Origin of the sequence: Christiangramia forsetii KT0803, assembly GCF_000060345.1 — a bacterium.
In the GTDB taxonomy this organism is placed as follows: Bacteria; Bacteroidota; Bacteroidia; order Flavobacteriales; family Flavobacteriaceae; genus Christiangramia; species Christiangramia forsetii.
In genome coordinates, this window is sequence record NC_008571.1 from 1709937 (window position 1) to 1726153 (window position 16217).

Annotated in this window: 16 protein-coding genes; all 16 read right to left on the minus strand. The window is 35.7% G+C overall.

Annotated features, from left to right (window positions below):
• Window position 1 precedes the first annotated feature (1 nt).
• Window positions 2-1663, minus strand: a complete 1662-nt coding sequence (locus GFO_RS07765) for an acyl-CoA--6-aminopenicillanic acid acyl-transferase (protein ID WP_011709534.1) — start codon at window positions 1661-1663, stop codon at window positions 2-4.
• Entirely contained in the window at window positions 1664-4654 is a 2991-nt protein-coding gene (locus GFO_RS07770) for an MMPL family transporter (RefSeq protein WP_011709535.1), read from the minus strand.
• On the minus strand, window positions 4654-5859 hold the full coding sequence (locus tag GFO_RS07775) for a DUF2062 domain-containing protein (protein ID WP_011709536.1): 1206 nt from the start codon (window positions 5857-5859) through the stop codon (window positions 4654-4656). Before GFO_RS07775 ends, GFO_RS07770 begins: the two co-directional genes overlap by 1 nt.
• A 138-nt stretch (window positions 5860-5997) precedes the next feature.
• Window positions 5998-6363: an ApeI family dehydratase gene (locus GFO_RS07780; RefSeq protein ID WP_011709537.1), complete on the minus strand. Its 366-nt coding sequence runs from the start codon at window positions 6361-6363 to the stop codon at window positions 5998-6000.
• A gap of 28 nt (window positions 6364-6391) precedes the next feature.
• A complete protein-coding gene (lolA2, locus tag GFO_RS07785; protein ID WP_011709538.1) occupies window positions 6392-7015 on the minus strand; it encodes a flexirubin biosynthesis/transport protein LolA2 in 624 nt (207 codons plus the stop codon).
• On the minus strand, window positions 7002-7772 hold the full coding sequence (locus GFO_RS07790; protein ID WP_011709539.1) for a polysaccharide deacetylase family protein: 771 nt from the start codon (window positions 7770-7772) through the stop codon (window positions 7002-7004). Before GFO_RS07790 ends, lolA2 begins: the two co-directional genes overlap by 14 nt.
• A complete protein-coding gene (locus GFO_RS07795; protein ID WP_011709540.1) occupies window positions 7769-8827 on the minus strand; it encodes a beta-ketoacyl synthase chain length factor in 1059 nt (352 codons plus the stop codon). The genes GFO_RS07790 and GFO_RS07795 overlap by 4 nt, the downstream gene beginning before the upstream one ends.
• Window positions 8820-10004 (minus strand): beta-ketoacyl-[acyl-carrier-protein] synthase family protein, encoded by a 1185-nt coding sequence (locus GFO_RS07800; protein ID WP_011709541.1) that lies wholly within the window; start codon window positions 10002-10004, stop codon window positions 8820-8822. The genes GFO_RS07795 and GFO_RS07800 overlap by 8 nt, the downstream gene beginning before the upstream one ends.
• 3 nt (window positions 10005-10007) lie before the next feature.
• Window positions 10008-10265 carry a phosphopantetheine-binding protein gene (locus GFO_RS07805; RefSeq protein WP_011709542.1) on the minus strand — a complete coding sequence of 86 codons (258 nt, stop codon included), beginning with the start codon at window positions 10263-10265 and terminating at the stop codon, window positions 10008-10010.
• A complete protein-coding gene (locus GFO_RS07810; protein WP_011709543.1) occupies window positions 10258-10863 on the minus strand; it encodes a hypothetical protein in 606 nt (201 codons plus the stop codon). The genes GFO_RS07805 and GFO_RS07810 overlap by 8 nt, the downstream gene beginning before the upstream one ends.
• Window positions 10860-12002 (minus strand): beta-ketoacyl synthase N-terminal-like domain-containing protein, encoded by a 1143-nt coding sequence (locus GFO_RS07815; protein ID WP_011709544.1) that lies wholly within the window; start codon window positions 12000-12002, stop codon window positions 10860-10862. The genes GFO_RS07810 and GFO_RS07815 overlap by 4 nt, the downstream gene beginning before the upstream one ends.
• Complete coding sequence (locus tag GFO_RS07820) at window positions 11999-12421, minus strand: acyl-CoA thioesterase (protein WP_011709545.1); 423 nt, start codon at window positions 12419-12421, stop codon at window positions 11999-12001. The genes GFO_RS07815 and GFO_RS07820 overlap by 4 nt, the downstream gene beginning before the upstream one ends.
• Window positions 12418-12867, minus strand: a complete 450-nt coding sequence (locus GFO_RS07825; protein WP_011709546.1) for a hotdog family protein — start codon at window positions 12865-12867, stop codon at window positions 12418-12420. The genes GFO_RS07820 and GFO_RS07825 overlap by 4 nt, the downstream gene beginning before the upstream one ends.
• A 2-nt stretch (window positions 12868-12869) precedes the next feature.
• A complete protein-coding gene (locus tag GFO_RS07830) occupies window positions 12870-13772 on the minus strand; it encodes an LpxL/LpxP family acyltransferase (RefSeq protein WP_011709547.1) in 903 nt (300 codons plus the stop codon).
• Window positions 13753-14484: a flexirubin biosynthesis SDR family reductase FlxB gene (gene flxB / locus GFO_RS07835; RefSeq protein ID WP_011709548.1), complete on the minus strand. Its 732-nt coding sequence runs from the start codon at window positions 14482-14484 to the stop codon at window positions 13753-13755. The genes GFO_RS07830 and flxB overlap by 20 nt, the downstream gene beginning before the upstream one ends.
• A gap of 2 nt (window positions 14485-14486) precedes the next feature.
• On the minus strand, window positions 14487-16019 hold the full coding sequence (gene flxA / locus GFO_RS07840) for a flexirubin biosynthesis tyrosine ammonia-lyase FlxA (protein WP_011709549.1): 1533 nt from the start codon (window positions 16017-16019) through the stop codon (window positions 14487-14489).
• Window positions 16020-16217: the final 198 nt, after the last annotated feature.

Genomic DNA, 16217 nt, shown 5'->3' on the forward strand with positions numbered 1-16217 from the left:
ATTAAAGTTTTCTATAGCTTTTTTTGATCATTTTCTCAATCATTTCAATATCGGGACGTGTAGTCACCTCTCTTTTTTTTGCCTGTTTGAAGTGAATAACGGCATTCTTATAATCTTCATTACTATAATAGATCTTTCCTGCCAGATACCAGGCTTCCCAAAAATCAGGATTTAACTGAATCAAGCTTTGCGCTTTTTCTTCCGAAATTGAAATTTTATTTATTAGTTGTTCTTTTACATCTCTTTCCAGCTTTCGAAATTCCTCATAATTCTGGAAAGCTTTCATTTCAATAAAATCACTTTCCGGAATATTATTTTCAACATCAGCAACAGATTCGGCTACAAGTCTCTTCTCAAATCTTGCAAAAACTTCATCCAGATCATAGGCAACAAATTCTCCCATTTGATAAGGATTCGAAGAAACCCATACTTTTCTTTCTTCGGGTTTAAAAACAATGCCATGATGCGCCAGCAACTGATTAATCGCCTTTTCGTTGCCGTAACCTAAATCTTCATCATTGATTCCTTTCATGTTTCTTAAAACCGCCACGGCTTTTTTAGGATTCAACTTTTCAGTATTAGAAACCAGTTCCTGCATTCTGTCGAAACGGTATTTTGAATGACTCTCTTCAATTGTCTCCAAATTGCGATGATCATTTAGATAAGCATCACTTTGAAAATGGTTACTACAAATTAACTGGTCTGAATTTTGAACTTCATAAACTCCAAAATTAGACGGTGAAACCTCTATTAATATAGCTTTCTTTTCATCACCGCTTCCAACCATAATAGATTCAGAAACAAAAACCTCTCTTTTCTTGGCAATTTCAATAGCTTCAACCGTATTGGAAGCATACTGGAGAATTTCCCGGGCAACCAGGCTGATTGGTGTTTTAGCCATTAAGGGCATTTTAGATTTCCCGGCATTAATCGTAACCGTGATTCCTTTCTCATTCATTCCGCTTACTGCACCAATCATTCCTCCCCAGGTATACATCATAAATTTATGTCCGGAATCCGGATTTACAAACGCAGCTATCTTCTGGTCTCCAAATTCATCACCGGCATAAAAATCAAAATTTCGTCCAAGTAATAGCTCGCCATCATCAGTTTTAGAATCCCATGCAGCGAAGGAAGTACAGCCCACCAGCATCAAATCCTGTAATGCGTGGCCAATATCATGCGCTCCATGAAAATAAAGCATTCTCACATAAGCCGGTGCAAAATCCTCGTAACGTTTCAGTCCGTATCTGGAAACACCGTAGATCTCTTCCTTGTACTCCTCGGGCACATGTAAATACATCTTTCTATTGAACCAGGATACTACAGATTTCAGAAAACCGCGATAATTTTCTGAAGGCACCATCTCCTGAAGCTTATTCATAAAAGCGATTTCCTGATGGTGAATAAGCTCACGGGTAAGATTTCCGTTGGCCACTCCCCTTTCCAGCGCATCGCCTTCCAGATAAAGTTCCCATATTCCCTGCTCATTTTGATAAAGTTGATTTTCCCCTAAGCTGTAGAAAGTTTCACTATGTTTTATCCTCGTAGTATCTATTTTTTCAATACCCGAAATATCAGGTCGCTGCTGCAATGACTTCTTTACCCCGCAAGACGCAAGAAAAAAGAAAATTATCAATATCAGCAGGAAGCTTGTTCTCATTTATTCAGCTTTTCTTAAAACCAGAATATTATTCTGACGGTAAATAATTTCGAAATTCAGGTCAAGTAACCATCGGTTTGGAAAGTCTGAATCTACAAAAATTACTTTTTCAGCATTCTTTTTGATCAGTTCTTTCAAAGTTTTTTCATCATAATAATTTCCATAGATCACATATACACTGGTTTCACTCAGTTCTTCAACGGAATTATAAAAGGTAATATTTGCCGAATTAGATCTTGCAGTATTTCTTGAGATGTTTAAAAGTTCTGTATCAGTTTCTAAAGCAGAAATACTGGAGTTCCCAAACTTATAAGAAAGGAAAAGCGGAATGATTCCAAAACCGGAATTAATCACAGAAATACTTTCTCCATTATCAATATATCTACTCAGCCTTATATTTTTCTCTCTAATTTCTCTAAATTTCTTTTTTACAAGTGGATATACCGACTTGTACCTGTAATTATCAAGAATAGCCCGTTTACGATATAATTTTTCACTCTCATTCTGTGTGATCCTTCCTCTAAAATCAAGAAGTTTTTTGAAGTAATAAGGAGCTTTCCCGTTATGAGCTCTGTTCAGAACAAGTTTTCTGAAAATAGCTCTTTGAATTACAAAACTTACCAAAACAGCAGTTATAACGCCAATTATCGAAACAATTGAAACAGACCTTAAGGCCGGGTGTTGCGCAAATATAAGCGCACCCATTCCTAGCAATGTGGTAATTACCGAAATAAGAATGGAGGTTTGATAGGTTTTTAATTCCCGGACTCCTGTTTCATATTCATTCAAACAGGCGTTGGTAATAAAAATACTATAGTCCAGCCCCAGCCCGAAAATAAAGGTGGAAATAATAATATTCAGAATATTGAATTCTATATTAAAAATAGCCATAATCCCTAGTGCACAAATCCAGGTGATCGCAATTGGCAATAAGGTAAAAAGGCTGATTTCGAGGTTTCGATAAGAGATTAACAAAACGATAAAAACCGCCAGGACAGAAAAAAGAATAAGTCTATTGAAATCTGCTTTTAAACTCCCAAGAAAATTCTGATTCATTGCCTTGCGATCTAATGCGAATACCCCCTGTTCTCCTTCAAAAAATGATACAAATTCATCTGCGCGATCTGCATCTAAACTCACAGTACTGGTAACGGTAGCTAATTCTTCCCCTTTCGAAATAAAATCATCTAAATAAAGAGAACCTGCATTCTTATAATCGTTTAGACCAATGGTCTCAAAGTTCGTTTCTAACTGAGAATAAAATCTATTAAAGGTCTCCGGCTTAAATCCATATTCCGAAGAAAGATTCACAAGGTTCTGTTGTACGCTATCAGTTCTAGAATCAGTCCAAAAAGAATTCCATTTTTCAATCTTTTCTCCCTGGGTAGTAGTAGAATGGATAACCCCGCCAATACTGCTAAAGTTATTAATTAAACCTTCATTTTCGAATTTCTGAAGTTTTTGATATAATTTATTATTCTGCTGAAGCGCTTCATCTACCGTATTTCCATAAGCCACCATGTAAACACTTTTCCCTGTTCTTCCAGCCAGCGCTTCAATTTCTTTTTCCAGTTCTTTTACATTAGGCGGCTCATAATTCAATTTAGAAAGATCATTATTGAATTTCACTTTATTGAAAAAGAATAGAGAAATACCAAAAATTGCTATTATCGCAATAGCTAAAGGCCGTATCCTGGAATAATCTATAGCAGCGATCTTATCAAGAAAGGTAATTCTATCTGAAGATTTACTGTTAGGATTATAAAACAACGGAATTAAAATAAGAGCAAAAACCGAAGAAAGAAGCACGCTTATCGCTGCAAAGATCCCCAGATCATTTAAAGCCTCACTTTGCACAAAAATGAGACATAGAAAAGCGATTGCCGTAGTTGCACTGCTCATTAAAATTGGTTTTGAAATATCGCGATATAGATGTTCTACATCTCTATTATTTCTATAATGAGTTAAAATATGTAGTGCATAATCTAAAGTAACCCCCAGTAAAATTGCTCCTATCCCCAGTGAAATGGCTGAAACACTTCCTTTGGTAATACTAAGAATAGCAATTGCCGAAATCCCGGCCAGGATACTTGGAAGAAATAATAAAAGTGGCGTATAAATCTTGCGATAGAAAAAAATTAACAGCAACAGGAGTAAGCTTATGGCAATTCCCATAGTAAGCTGAATATCCTTTTTTATTCGGTTTGCATTCGCAAGGGAATATAATACACCTCCAAAATAACTGGCTTCTACAGAAACATATTCATTATTTAAAGCATTTACCGTTTCTTCCAGAGACTCAATAAATAGTTCATTTTTATTAGTTTCTGAAGCAGGGTAAGCAGGATCCAAGAATAAAATGATATTCTTCTTGTCTTTGGTAACCAGATAATTTTTATAAATACTGAAGTTATCTCCAACCTGTAATTCCTGAAGTTTAGCCAGACCAAGATTTGTGAAATTCAGCGGGTCACTTAAAAAATAATCTTTCGTAACAAAGCCCGTTGGTGACATTAATTGCCTGAAACCTGAACCCAGACGGTTATTAATACTATCCCGATATAGGCGGTTTTCAATCTCCAGATAATCTCTATCATTAAGAAAAATGGGGAGATTTGTGTATACGAAATTATAGATTTGCGTAATATCCTTTTCAGGAACCTTCCCTTTAATTTCCAGAATATAATTTGAATAATCTCTTTCAAGTATTTCGGTAAGCTCATTCGCATAAACCACCAAAGAATCGGGATTAACATCGTCCGATTCCGCAGAGATACTTACGATCAGCTTATCAGAAAAATCAACTTCATTCAAAATTTCTTTGAGTAATTCCTGTTTTTCACCTCCGGGAATAAGTTTGGTGATATCTTCTTCAAGATGGATATTCCAAGCAAAGAAACCAATAAGAATTGTGTACAAAAGAAGGATTGAAAAACCGAGAATTTTATGGTTTTTCAGGTACTTATGAATATTGAGTAAAGCTTTTTGCATTAAGGTTTTATCACCCGTTTTTGGTTAGATACCGAAAATAAAAAATAAAACACAATCCAGATAGCAATTGCTACTACAATAGCCAGTGCAAAACTCCCCATAATATACTGCCACAATCCCAGAAACACATCGGTACCGGTCTCTAATTTTTGAAGTTTTAGATCCCAATCAAACCCATTACCGGTAATTAAGGATCCTGTTTGATAACTGGCATAAATAATTACAGGAATAAAAGGCGGTATACTTATATTCGAGAATAAGAAGGCTATAACCTTATTTAATTTAAAAACGGCTGCCAGCGTAAACACCAGTAACGTATGAAGACCCCAAAATGGTGAAATTCCAACAAATACGCCCAAAGCTATGGCCGCAGCTTTTTTGTGTGCTGGTTCCTGGTTTTTAATAATATCCTCTTTCCAGAATTTCTTAAATCCTTTGTTCTTAAAATCCTGATATTTATTCCTGGGATGGATGTAGAAAAAGCTCACCAGAACGAACCACATATATAAAAGGACAATTCTTACAATATCCCAAAATGGTCTAAAATGAGTTACCCTTTCTCCTTTCGGATATAAAACTTTAATAGGAATATTTTTCACTTCAGCTTTTTTCCAGGCTGCTTTCACCAGAACTTCGATCTCCAACTCGAATTTCCAGGTAATTAATTTTAGTGAATTAATAAGCTTCACAGGATACAATCTATATCCACTTTGGGTATCGTGAAGTTCTATACCGGTAACCACCAGAAACCAGAAGTTTGAAAATTTATTTCCTGTACTGCTTTTTCCCGGAATCCCATCACGCCCCATATTTCTATCACCTACCAGTAACAATTCTGGATCATCTACTTTCCTGGCTTCTAATTCGGTAAGAAAAACATCAAGATCGTCGGGGTAATGCTGCCCGTCTGAATCTATTGTAACGGCATAAGCATAACCCAATTCTTCAGCAAAACCAAAACCGGTTTTCAGCGCTATTCCTTTACCCCTATTTTCAGAATGTACTTTAATATGAAGGTATGGATGCTGTTCTAAAATCTCAGCAGTGGCATCTGTAGAACCATCATTTATAATAATAATGCTGTTCGTGTAGAGCTTAAGATCGGTTAAAAAATTATCCAGAGAATGTGCGTTATTGTAGGTTGGTACAATGACGCAGCAATTAAGAACTTCAAATCTTCGTTGAAAAATCGGCTCATTTATCACTCTGAAATCATTTATTGCAAAAGTATTATTTATTCAAAGAGGAACATAACAGAAAAGTAGAATTAGATACTGACTAATTTGTACCGTTGAGTTGAATAAAACCCACATAACATACAAAACTAAAAGCCGAAATATAAATTAGCAGACTTTATACAATGAATTGATCTTCAAAACAATAAAACTCTTAGTCTTAGCTATTCCTTTAAGTTTAATGAATTCTCCAGCTTTGGTCAAATTCGAATCAAGAATAAGTTCATTATCCAGAGTTGGATCAAAAACGGTGGTAAATTTCACATTATCGGCTCTAACTAGTTGAAGCTTTTTATTGAAAATTCTTTCAGCTTCCTCCTTAAACAATTGCATTAGAACAACTCCAGGGGTAACAGGTCTTCCAGGGAAATGACCTTTATAAATTTTATGATCCTTATTAATCTTTAAGGTAGTCACAGCAGTATCACCCGCTACAGCGGTATTGGAAACTTCATAAAAACCTTCTAGAATCATAAATTAAATTTAGAAAGAGCAAGATACTTTAGTTTTGAAAGACTGAGGAAGGAATAGGCTGATTAATTTTTATATTCTTCATAGAAATTTCGGTATAATCACCAGATGGATCTATAAGTTTAACTGATCTAATAATATGCTCCTGATTGAAATTAATCCAGATTTCCTTAAACATTCCTCTTAAATTTTCATCTTTAGGAATAATAAGCGCTTTTACATTTGAATCTGCATGATGATACGTGATATCAAAATCTTTATCGGCCATCAATATCTTGCCGTTTACGCTTCCGGCTACCAATTCCCCCATTTTATCAAAAAGTTTATTTGAGGAAAGATCTACTTCAGAAAGCTGGCCTTCTTCTAAAATGAAAAGCTTGGAATCCTTAAATAATAGTTGGTAATCATAAGGTTTTATATATTCCCATTTCAAGGTATTTGGCGATTTATAATAAACCTTACCCTGACTTTCGGAACTACCCTCCATCATTTTCATATGTTTTATCTGGGAAAAATCTGCTGAAAAGCTTTCGATATCGTTAGATTTCTCAACAACACTGGCTTTAAAAGCCTGCTTTTCAGAATTATTAAGGGGAGTATTTTGAGCCAGCATGTTCAAGCTGAAAAAGAAAATACAAAGTTTAATTATACGCATGGATATCAAATAATTTATCAGCTCTTACGGTGCTGAAATTACGTTGTTTTAAAATAACCAATAACTGTTCCAATATAGTCGCCGTATTTGGCATATTATCATGAAGCAGAATTAGGTCTCCTTTTTTAAGGTCTTTTATAATTCTTTCTAAAATCTTTTCGGGAGATTTGGTGATAGCATCATAAGGCCGGATATTCCAGCCAATTACCTTATGCCCTGTTTTTTGAAGCGCCTTTTTGGTTTTAGGATTGATGATCCCAAATGGAGGTCGAAAAAGATTCATTTTAACCCCTCCTATTTTTTCTGCGATCTCGTCGCATTTCTTTATTTCCTTCAAAATAGTTTTACTTCTTAAAAAACCCATCTTTCGGGTATGGGAATAAGTATGGTTTCCCACGATATGACCTCTTTTAATAATCTCCCTGAAAATTTCAGGGTGTTTTTTAATATTCCGGCCAATACAGAAAAAAGCAGCTTTAACCTCGTATCTATCTAAAATTTTAAGGATTTCCAAAGTGTTTTCTACAGGACCATCATCAAAACTAAGTGCTACGGCTTTCTCTGGAAAATGTGGATTTTGATTATAAGATTTTACAAAAAAGTTGAATTGTACGTTGGTTGAAAGCACCAGTATTAGAAAAATATAAGCAAAAGCGATCAATAGCATAGGCCACAAAGGCCATATTTCCTGATAATAGAGCGCTATTGCGACAATTGTAGCAACTGCAAAAAGGGATTTAATCAGTTTAAATATCAAAAGCCTTGTAAATAGATGAGTCCGTGGTTTCTTCCCAAATATTGATTATAAATCAAAATATTGCGGGGATTACTGCAATTTAAAGTATTCAATTTAAAAATCTCCGGAATCTTATTCTCTTTCAGGATTTTAGACGCCAGCCAGAAAGCATAGGAAGAAACCGAATTATTATCTCCCACGAGATGTTTATATCCTATCTGACATTTTTCTGAGAATATTCCATCCTGTAGCTCATCATAATAATGATCATATCTTGCATCTCCATTTCGTCCCAAAATAACGGCGTCAATTTCTGAAACAGACGTATTATTTCTTTTCAGAAAATTTTCAACCTTGGAGATTAGCTTTGAAATTTCGATTGAATTAAAAATCTCAACATCTTTAAATTCGGCATATGAAGTTGCTGATCGTTCTGTACCTAAAGAAAAGAAGCTTGCAGATTCTGAAATGATCGTTCCCTCAGTTTTAGATTTAAACAGATCAAGATTACGAATGTTTTCGTCTTTGATTTGTTTATCCAGTTTTTGAAAACCGGTAAATTCAGCTGAAGTTTCTTCCACCCCGCCAATAAGTAAATTGTTTACATTCTTATCTTCCATTTGTAGCAGCGCATCTATCAAAGCGCTTTCAAAAGAAACGGAATTTTGGGTGAACGTCATATTATAAGCTTTGCACTTGAGATTAAGCGCAATCTGGCCGGCTACAGTATTATGTGTAGATTGAATAAATGAAGTAGGACTTAATAGGCCTTCTCCAGATTCCAGCATATTGGTCATAAACTTTTCGGTATCCTGCATACAGCCCTGACCTGTTCCAACTATAATAGCGTCTGGTATATCTACTCCGACTTCCAGCAAAACTTTTTTAGAACAGAAGAGACCCATTTTCACTGCTTTGGACATGCGCCTTAGCATCATGGGTTTGATGACAGATTTGTAATCTACCTCTAATGCCTTCAGTATATTTTCATTATATACCTGGGGACTGCCCTCTTCAAAAATATTTTCATACTGAGGAGATATGGATGAGATTCCATTAATATAAATTTTACCCATATCGCTGAAATATTAAAGAAGTACAATTTCCGCCAAAACCAAAAGAATTTGATAGCACAGTCTCTACGCTCTTATTCTGAAGTTTTGTTACCGGCTCTAATGCTGTTTCAGACATTTTGTTCTCAAAATTAAGGTTCGAAAAAATCTCTTTATTCTGAATGGCCAGTAAACTAAAAATAGCCTCAATCGCACCGGAAGCACCTAAAGTATGTCCTGTAAATCCTTTAGTGGAACTAAAACACGGGACCTTATCTCCAAAAATTCTTTTTAAAGCCACACTTTCTGAAAGGTCATTATTTCTTGTTCCGGTTCCATGAGCGTTGATATAATCTATATCACTCGAAGATAAACCTGCCTTTTTTAATGCTTTGGTGATAGCCTGATAAGCTCCTTCCCCATTTTCAGAAGAGGCGGTTTGATGATATGCATCGTTGGCGTTTCCATAACCAGAAACACGCCCTAAAACTTTCTTTTTCTCAATACAATCTTCGGCTTCCAGCAATAAATATCCTGCTGCTTCTCCCAGATTTAATCCATTACGAGCATTATCAAAAAGGCGACTTTTTTGTTCAGAAAGAATCTTTAAAGAATTAAATCCATTTAAAGTGAATTTCGTCAAACAGTCACTTCCACCCACGATCACTCGTTTTAATCTTCCAGATTCAATCATCTTTGCCCCCATCATGATTGCATTTGCAGAGGAAGAACAAGCTGTACTTATAGTAGTGACCATTCCGTTCAGGCTAAAATATTCCGCAATTTTTTCAGTAGTAAAGCCCGGATGTTGCGCCTGGATATATTTACGATTTTCCGGATCTTCTTTATAATCAAGAAAGTACTTTTCGGTCATATCAATCCCGCCAATACTGGTTCCGGAAATTAATCCTGTATCTTCCGGAAATTGATCATAACCTGAATTTTCCATTAATTCTTTGATCGCAAAAACACCGAGCAAAGCAGCTCGAGTATAAGAATGATCTTTAGGTAAACCAGTAATTCTGCTTAATTCAGAATTACTCAGTTTGATCTCTCCTACCGGTAAATGTTTAATATTTGTTGCCAGAATTTCAGGAAAAGTGATTCCGTCTTTTTCATTTTTAAGAGATAAATGGGTCTCCTTGAGATTTCTGCCAATGGCAGAAATTATTCCCATTCCGGTGACGGTAACACCTCGCATAATTTATTTTGTTCTGTTTTTCTCAATAAAGCTAGCCATAGTATTAACAGAACTAAATATCTCCTTTCCTTTATTAGGATCGTTGAGTTTAATCCCATAATCCTTTTCCAGAAGTACAATAAGTTCAAGCGCATCTATACTGTCAAGCCCTAATCCGTCTCCAAACAGATGCTCATCACTTTCAATATCACTCACCTCCATGTCCTCGAGGTTAAGTTGTTCAATTATGCTTTTTTTTAATTCGGTATGCAGGTCACTCATGTGTAGGTAAGTATAATTTCTTTAGCTCCTCTTCGTTAAAATCGGTTCCGCCGCCAGGGCCAATTTGCCACAAAAATACATCATAATCATTATTGTGCAAGTTCACCCATCCACAAAGCACATTTTCGGCTTTTTCCTGCTGAAATAAAACCCTTATATAATCCACAAATAAATCTGGTTGGAATTCTTCGGAAACAAAAAAAATATTTTCAGAATTTAACTGATATCTGATGCTGATTTCACCCAACATTATATTTGGTAAGGTATAAACGAAAAGTGATGGCGATGGGAATTCACCCATTGTTTCCAAATAAGCTTTATCGGTTTCAAGACTGGAAGCAGAATTGGCAAAAACCAGCGAGGTTTTTTTATCCATGAGTTCACCGTTAGTTAGCAACTCCACACCTAAATATCCCAGCTTAGAAAGACGATCCATTTTAAAGAATTTAGGATATTCCAGATTTTGATGCTTGTAAATACTTTTTAAAAATCTAGAGGTATCCAGATTCTCTTTAGGTTCAAATAAGAGTTCCCCGTTTTTATAGACTTTGGAATCTCGAATAATTACCCAATTTTGTATAAAAAGTTTGCTGTTCATAAACTTTCTTTCTTTAGGAGCATGGCCAGATTGCAGCCTCCAAAACCAGAAGCGGTTTTTAAAGCCAGCTTCAAATTCTTATTATCATTCTTCCGAATAACATTCAAATCCTTTGAAACTCCAGATTCAGTAAAATTATGAGAGGCGATGAGTTCTTTATTGAGTAAACTATGCTTAGTCAATATACTTTCAATTAACGCCGATGTTCCCAGCGTATGCCCATAATATCCCTTAAAACTATTCACAGGTACAGATTCCAGTCCGGCGCGGTGAAAAGCGATAGACTCCATCTCATCGTTATAAACAGTTGCAGTGCCGTGTGCCGAGAGGTAATCAATCTCAGAAGAGTTTATTTTATTGTTCTTAAGCAACCTGAAAATGCTTTGATATAAACCCTCTCCCGTTCTACTGGGACCAGAAATATGGTTCGCGTCATTAGAAGTAAAACTGTCTATATATTCTACTTTCTCTTTAGTGTAAGAATTAGCAGGGCCAATTAATATGGCGGCGCCGGCCTCTCCCAGGCTCACTCCCTGCCTATCCTTGGAGAAAGGTCTGCAAGGCACCGGACTAATCGCCTGGAAAGAATTGAAACCTGAAAGAACAAATTCTGAAACCAGATCCCCGCCGGCGACTATAGCATTTTCAAACCTACCGGTGCTTATAAGATCATTAGCGGTTTTAATCGCTAAAGCACCAGAAATACAGGCATTCGAAACCACGATGGGTTTCTGTTGAAAGTCGAAAAATTCAGCAACTACATTTGCCATTTTCCATAAGTAGATTCTATCTGACGGAAATTTGTTCTTTCCTAATTCATCTATATTCCCTTTTGTAGTAGAAATAATAAGGCCGGTAGTACTAAGATCTACTATGGATGATTGTTCCATAACCTGACTGATAGCCAGGATGAGCAGTTTTTCTAGTTTGGTGTAAAGTGAAGGATCTCCAAGTGCATTAAACTTTTCGTCGATAAATTCAGTTTCGATCAGCCCGGCGTAATAACCATCTTCAAAGAATTTTGAATTATCATGAAATTTTAATGCTGATTCTGAATTCCTAATAGCCCGAAGGTTTTCATCTGTACCAAAGCCTAAAGGAGAAATTATTGCATCATTTAAAAGGTAATTTCTGCTCATTTAATCAATCCCATTTTCTTTTTCCAATCTAAGAAAAACGGTGGATTGTTAAGTACCAATTCTGAATTTTTATCGGTAAAAACCTGAGTGGTTCTACCGGTACAAATAAGTTTTCCGGAAGAAACTATTTTATAATGAAAAATCATCTTGGCAGCTTCCGCATTTATAAAGCTGGTTTCAACTTCAAATTCATCACTATGTTTTAGTGGAAGTTTGTGCTCACATTCAGTTTTTACAATGGGAGTGGCAAAATTATTCTTTTTTGCATCCAGGTAAGAAATTCCGTGTTTTTGGCAAAAATCCTCTCTTCCTTCTTCAAAATATTTAAAATAATTCCCGTGCCAAACGATCTGCAACGGATCGCATTCATGAAAACGGACTTTCATTTGTATGGTAGTGCTCAGTTCTAAATCACTCATTCTACCGTCACGGTTTTCATTTCTGAGGTTGCAATCACAACCCCCTTTTCATTCTCTGTTCTTGCTGAAACTGAAGTTACGTTCATAATTTCATGAAGTATATGTACGTAAGTTTTAAGTTTTTCGCCAACTTGAGGCAGTCCGAAGATTTCAACCGTCTTAATCACTCCAATAAACCCGGTTTTAGGTTTTGTCTGCCCGCTTAGCGAACCCTGATACCCCCTATGTAATGACATACTTTGCGCCATGTGCTCAATCAAGCCACTTTCAATAAGCCTATTTTCATCAAGTAGAACATTTTCATTGGGGATGGTAAAACCAGTGACTCCGGTTAATGCTGTATATTCAAAAAGCGTATCTACAAAAACAAAAGGTTCTTTTTGCGGGATTAAATTTATGATCTCCTCGTGCGAGGTAATTGGATGATGTAAAAGGTTTTCTGCCATTTTTAACTAAAATCGTTCCAGTAATCGTAGTAGTTATACCACTGATGAGGATATTTTTTTACCATTTTTTCCAGATCGTCAAGATAAGATTTTAATATTTCCTGAGATGTAAATTCATTAGGTTTATAAGGTCGTGCATAAAAATGATAATGAAAATTCTTCTCTCTCATTAAATGCACAAATAAGACCGGAATTTTATTTCTCCCAGCTAGTTTAAAAGGCCCCTGAGGAAATTTCACCCTTTCGCCAAGGAATTCAGCTTTATAGGTTTTTGAATGTTTTAAATATCTGTCTGCTGCAAAAACCAGTAATTCATTATTTGTCAGCGCTTCCTTCATTTTAAATATGTGACTGAGATCGTCTTTTAAAACTATGATCTTAACTTCAGAAGTTCCCGTAACAGACTCTAAATAATTTTTAATCTGGCGATGCTCAAAATCTGTCACCACTAAATTAACCACAGCTTCTGAATGTCTCTCTTCAAAAAAATGTTTGGCTAAATTAAAATTACCAATATGTGCAGTGAGAAGAATTCCCCCTTTTTTCTGACTTAGCAAAGCATCTATATGCTCTATCCCATCAAATTCAAACGTAAATTTATGTTTCAGTCCGCTGGTAATCGCAATCCGGTCTAACTGAATTCTACCAAATGTAAAATAGCTCCTGTAAACATTAAAAGCAGCTCTAATTGGTGAATAACCAAGTCTTTTTCTAAAAAGATAATAGGTGCTTTTAGTAGACGTAAATGAGAAAAAGATAAAATATAGAGCAACAAAAAGAAGGACGAAATATGCCGAATATAAGCCTGTCCTTTTTATTATTTGCACATAAATACGGATACCTAAAAGGGTGCCTCGTGATTTTCCATCCCAGGTTGCCATAAATCTATGAGTATAATCCGCCATTAATGTTAATCACTTCTCCCGTGATATAAGAAGATCTTTCTGAAGCCAGAAAGCTTACCAGGTTAGCAACTTCTTCAGCCTCTCCAAATCGATTTAAAGGAATATGCTTTTTCAGCTCATTTTCATCAAAATCCTTGGTCATATCAGACTGAATAAATCCCGGCGCTACTGCATTCACTGTAACTTTTCTTTTTCCGATTTCCTGAGCCAGCGCCTTGGTAGCTGAGATCATAGCGCCTTTTGCAGCGGAATAATTTACCTGTCCCGGATTTCCCTTTAATCCTGAAAGCGAAACAATATTTATGACTCTCCCATACCTGGATCTCAGCATATCCTTCAATACCGTTTGAGTTACATTATAAAAACCATTTAAACTGGTATCGATTACTGAATTCCATGCTTCCTTATTGGTAAAAATAAACAGCCCGTCTTTGGTGATTCCTGCATTATTTACCAAAATTTCAATTTTAGCTTCTGGATTTTTAGATTTCCATTGTTCAATAAATTCCTGGGTAGAATCCATATCAGAAACATTAAATTTTAAAATATCGCATTTCACTCCCAGGCTTATAATTTCTGCCTGAGTAGCCTTCGCAGCTTCGGTATTCGAATTATAATTAAGAATAATGTTATAATTAAGCTCTTTAGCAAGTTTTAGACAAATTGCTTTTCCAATTCCCCTGGATCCCCCTGTTACCAATGCGTACTTCATAATTAGTAGGCTTCGTTATTTTTCAAAAATTCTTTTAAGTTTGTGATCTCTTCATATAAAGGTCGGTCTTCTTTTATCTGCGGAATAATCTCTCTCAATTTCTCCAGTTTTGACTTAGTAGCAGAAGATAATTTTTCATTAAAATTCAGAAAATATAATGCCTGAATAATCGTCGCTAATTCGGTAGCAAGCACTTCAAAGCTATTTTCAATCACCTTTTTGGTCATATTCGCTGAATTTGCGCCCATGCTCACAATATCCTGATTGTCATTATTATTCGGAATACTATGCACATACATAGAATTAGAAAGCATTTGATTTTCAGCAGTAGTAGAAACAGCAGTAAATTGTGCGCCCTGCATTCCGAAATTTAAACCCAGCTTTCCCATATTTACGAAAGGAGGTAGAATATCATTCAGTTTAGAATTTAGCAGGTAATTTAACTGTCTTTCGGCCAGCATAGATGTCTTTGTAACCGCTAAACGCAGTTTATCCATTTCCAGCGAGACATAATCCCCATGAAAATTCCCTCCGTGATACACATGTCTGGTTTCAACATCTATTATAGGATTATCATTGGCCGAATTTACTTCTTCAATTAAAATCTTCAAAGAAGTATCTATCGTATCTAATACCGGACCCAATATCTGCGGAACACATCTTAAACTATAATATTCCTGAACTTTTTCTTTGAAGAATGTATTATTATCGGCACCATTAGAATAAAGATGATCATTCCGGTCGCGGGTAAGCTTTGAATCTACAAGATGCTCTCTCATTTTCCTGGCGATCTTCTGTTGCCCGGGATGAAGTTTTGAGGAATTCAACTCTTCAGAGAGATGATCGTCATAAGCTTCTACAATCTCATTTATAACAGAACTACAAAATACTGCCCAGCTCAATAATCTTTCTGAATAAATAAGATTAACGATACCAATACCTGTCATAGCAGAAGTACCATTCATTATCGCAAGGCCTTCCCTGATTTTTATTTCGGCAGGCTGAATATTCAACTCTTTAAAAACAACGCTAGTTCCTCTTCGTTTTCCTTTATAGATAACTTCTCCCTCACCAATTATAACCAGAGCAAGATGTGCCAGTTGAACCAAATCACCGGACGCCCCTACTCCGCCATGTTCAAAAATAACCGGAGTAACCTCCTTATTTATCAAAGTACTCAGCGTTTCGGCGACAGATCTATGAATTCCCGATTTCCCCAGACATAAGGTATTTAATCGCGCGAGCATTAGGGCTTTTACATATAGTGGCTCCATTAAAGCACCAGCGCCGGAAGAATGACTTCTAATAAGATTTTGCTGTAATTTAATCTTATCCTCATCATGGATCTTATACTGAGCCATGGGTCCGAATCCAGTATTTACTCCGTAAATTATCTTATTGCGTGAAAAATCTTTTAGAAAGTTAAAACTCTCATCCAGTCTTGTTTGAGTAATTTCACCCAGATCAATTTTTTTATTGTCAAATAGAACCTGATAAAAATCAGTAATTTCAAGTGCATTATCTAAATTCAGCATATACCGTTTCTGCTAGTAATTATAGGTTGGGGATCGCTGTTAAAGCTTTTAACAAATGTAGTATAATAAATAGAAAACACTAAAAAAGACTAGGATTGAAATTATTCAGAAAATGAAGTTGAAAGATTCTTCAATTTAAGAGAAGATAAATTTAACCTTAATTATGGTTCTGGAGTTTTATTAAAAAGTTAGCTATAG

Bases quoted from the DNA above. Each gene is read 5' to 3' on its own strand.
- GFO_RS07765 (WP_011709534.1), bottom strand. From the start codon at position 1,663: ATGAGAACAAGCTTCCTGCTGATATTGATAATTTTCTTTTTTCTTGCG.
- GFO_RS07770 (WP_011709535.1), bottom strand. From the start codon at position 4,654: ATGCAAAAAGCTTTACTCAATATTCATAAGTACCTGAAAAACCATAAA.
- GFO_RS07780 (WP_011709537.1), bottom strand. From the start codon at position 6,363: ATGATTCTAGAAGGTTTTTATGAAGTTTCCAATACCGCTGTAGCGGGT.
- lolA2 (WP_011709538.1), bottom strand. From the start codon at position 7,015: ATGCGTATAATTAAACTTTGTATTTTCTTTTTCAGCTTGAACATGCTG.
- GFO_RS07795 (WP_011709540.1), bottom strand. From the start codon at position 8,827: ATGGGTAAAATTTATATTAATGGAATCTCATCCATATCTCCTCAGTAT.
- GFO_RS07800 (WP_011709541.1), bottom strand. From the start codon at position 10,004: ATGCGAGGTGTTACCGTCACCGGAATGGGAATAATTTCTGCCATTGGC.
- GFO_RS07805 (WP_011709542.1), bottom strand. From the start codon at position 10,265: ATGAGTGACCTGCATACCGAATTAAAAAAAAGCATAATTGAACAACTT.
- GFO_RS07810 (WP_011709543.1), bottom strand. From the start codon at position 10,863: ATGAACAGCAAACTTTTTATACAAAATTGGGTAATTATTCGAGATTCC.
- GFO_RS07815 (WP_011709544.1), bottom strand. From the start codon at position 12,002: ATGAGCAGAAATTACCTTTTAAATGATGCAATAATTTCTCCTTTAGGC.
- GFO_RS07820 (WP_011709545.1), bottom strand. From the start codon at position 12,421: ATGAGTGATTTAGAACTGAGCACTACCATACAAATGAAAGTCCGTTTT.
- GFO_RS07825 (WP_011709546.1), bottom strand. From the start codon at position 12,867: ATGGCAGAAAACCTTTTACATCATCCAATTACCTCGCACGAGGAGATC.
- GFO_RS07830 (WP_011709547.1), bottom strand. From the start codon at position 13,772: ATGGCGGATTATACTCATAGATTTATGGCAACCTGGGATGGAAAATCA.
- flxB (WP_011709548.1), bottom strand. From the start codon at position 14,484: ATGAAGTACGCATTGGTAACAGGGGGATCCAGGGGAATTGGAAAAGCA.
- flxA (WP_011709549.1), bottom strand. From the start codon at position 16,019: ATGCTGAATTTAGATAATGCACTTGAAATTACTGATTTTTATCAGGTT.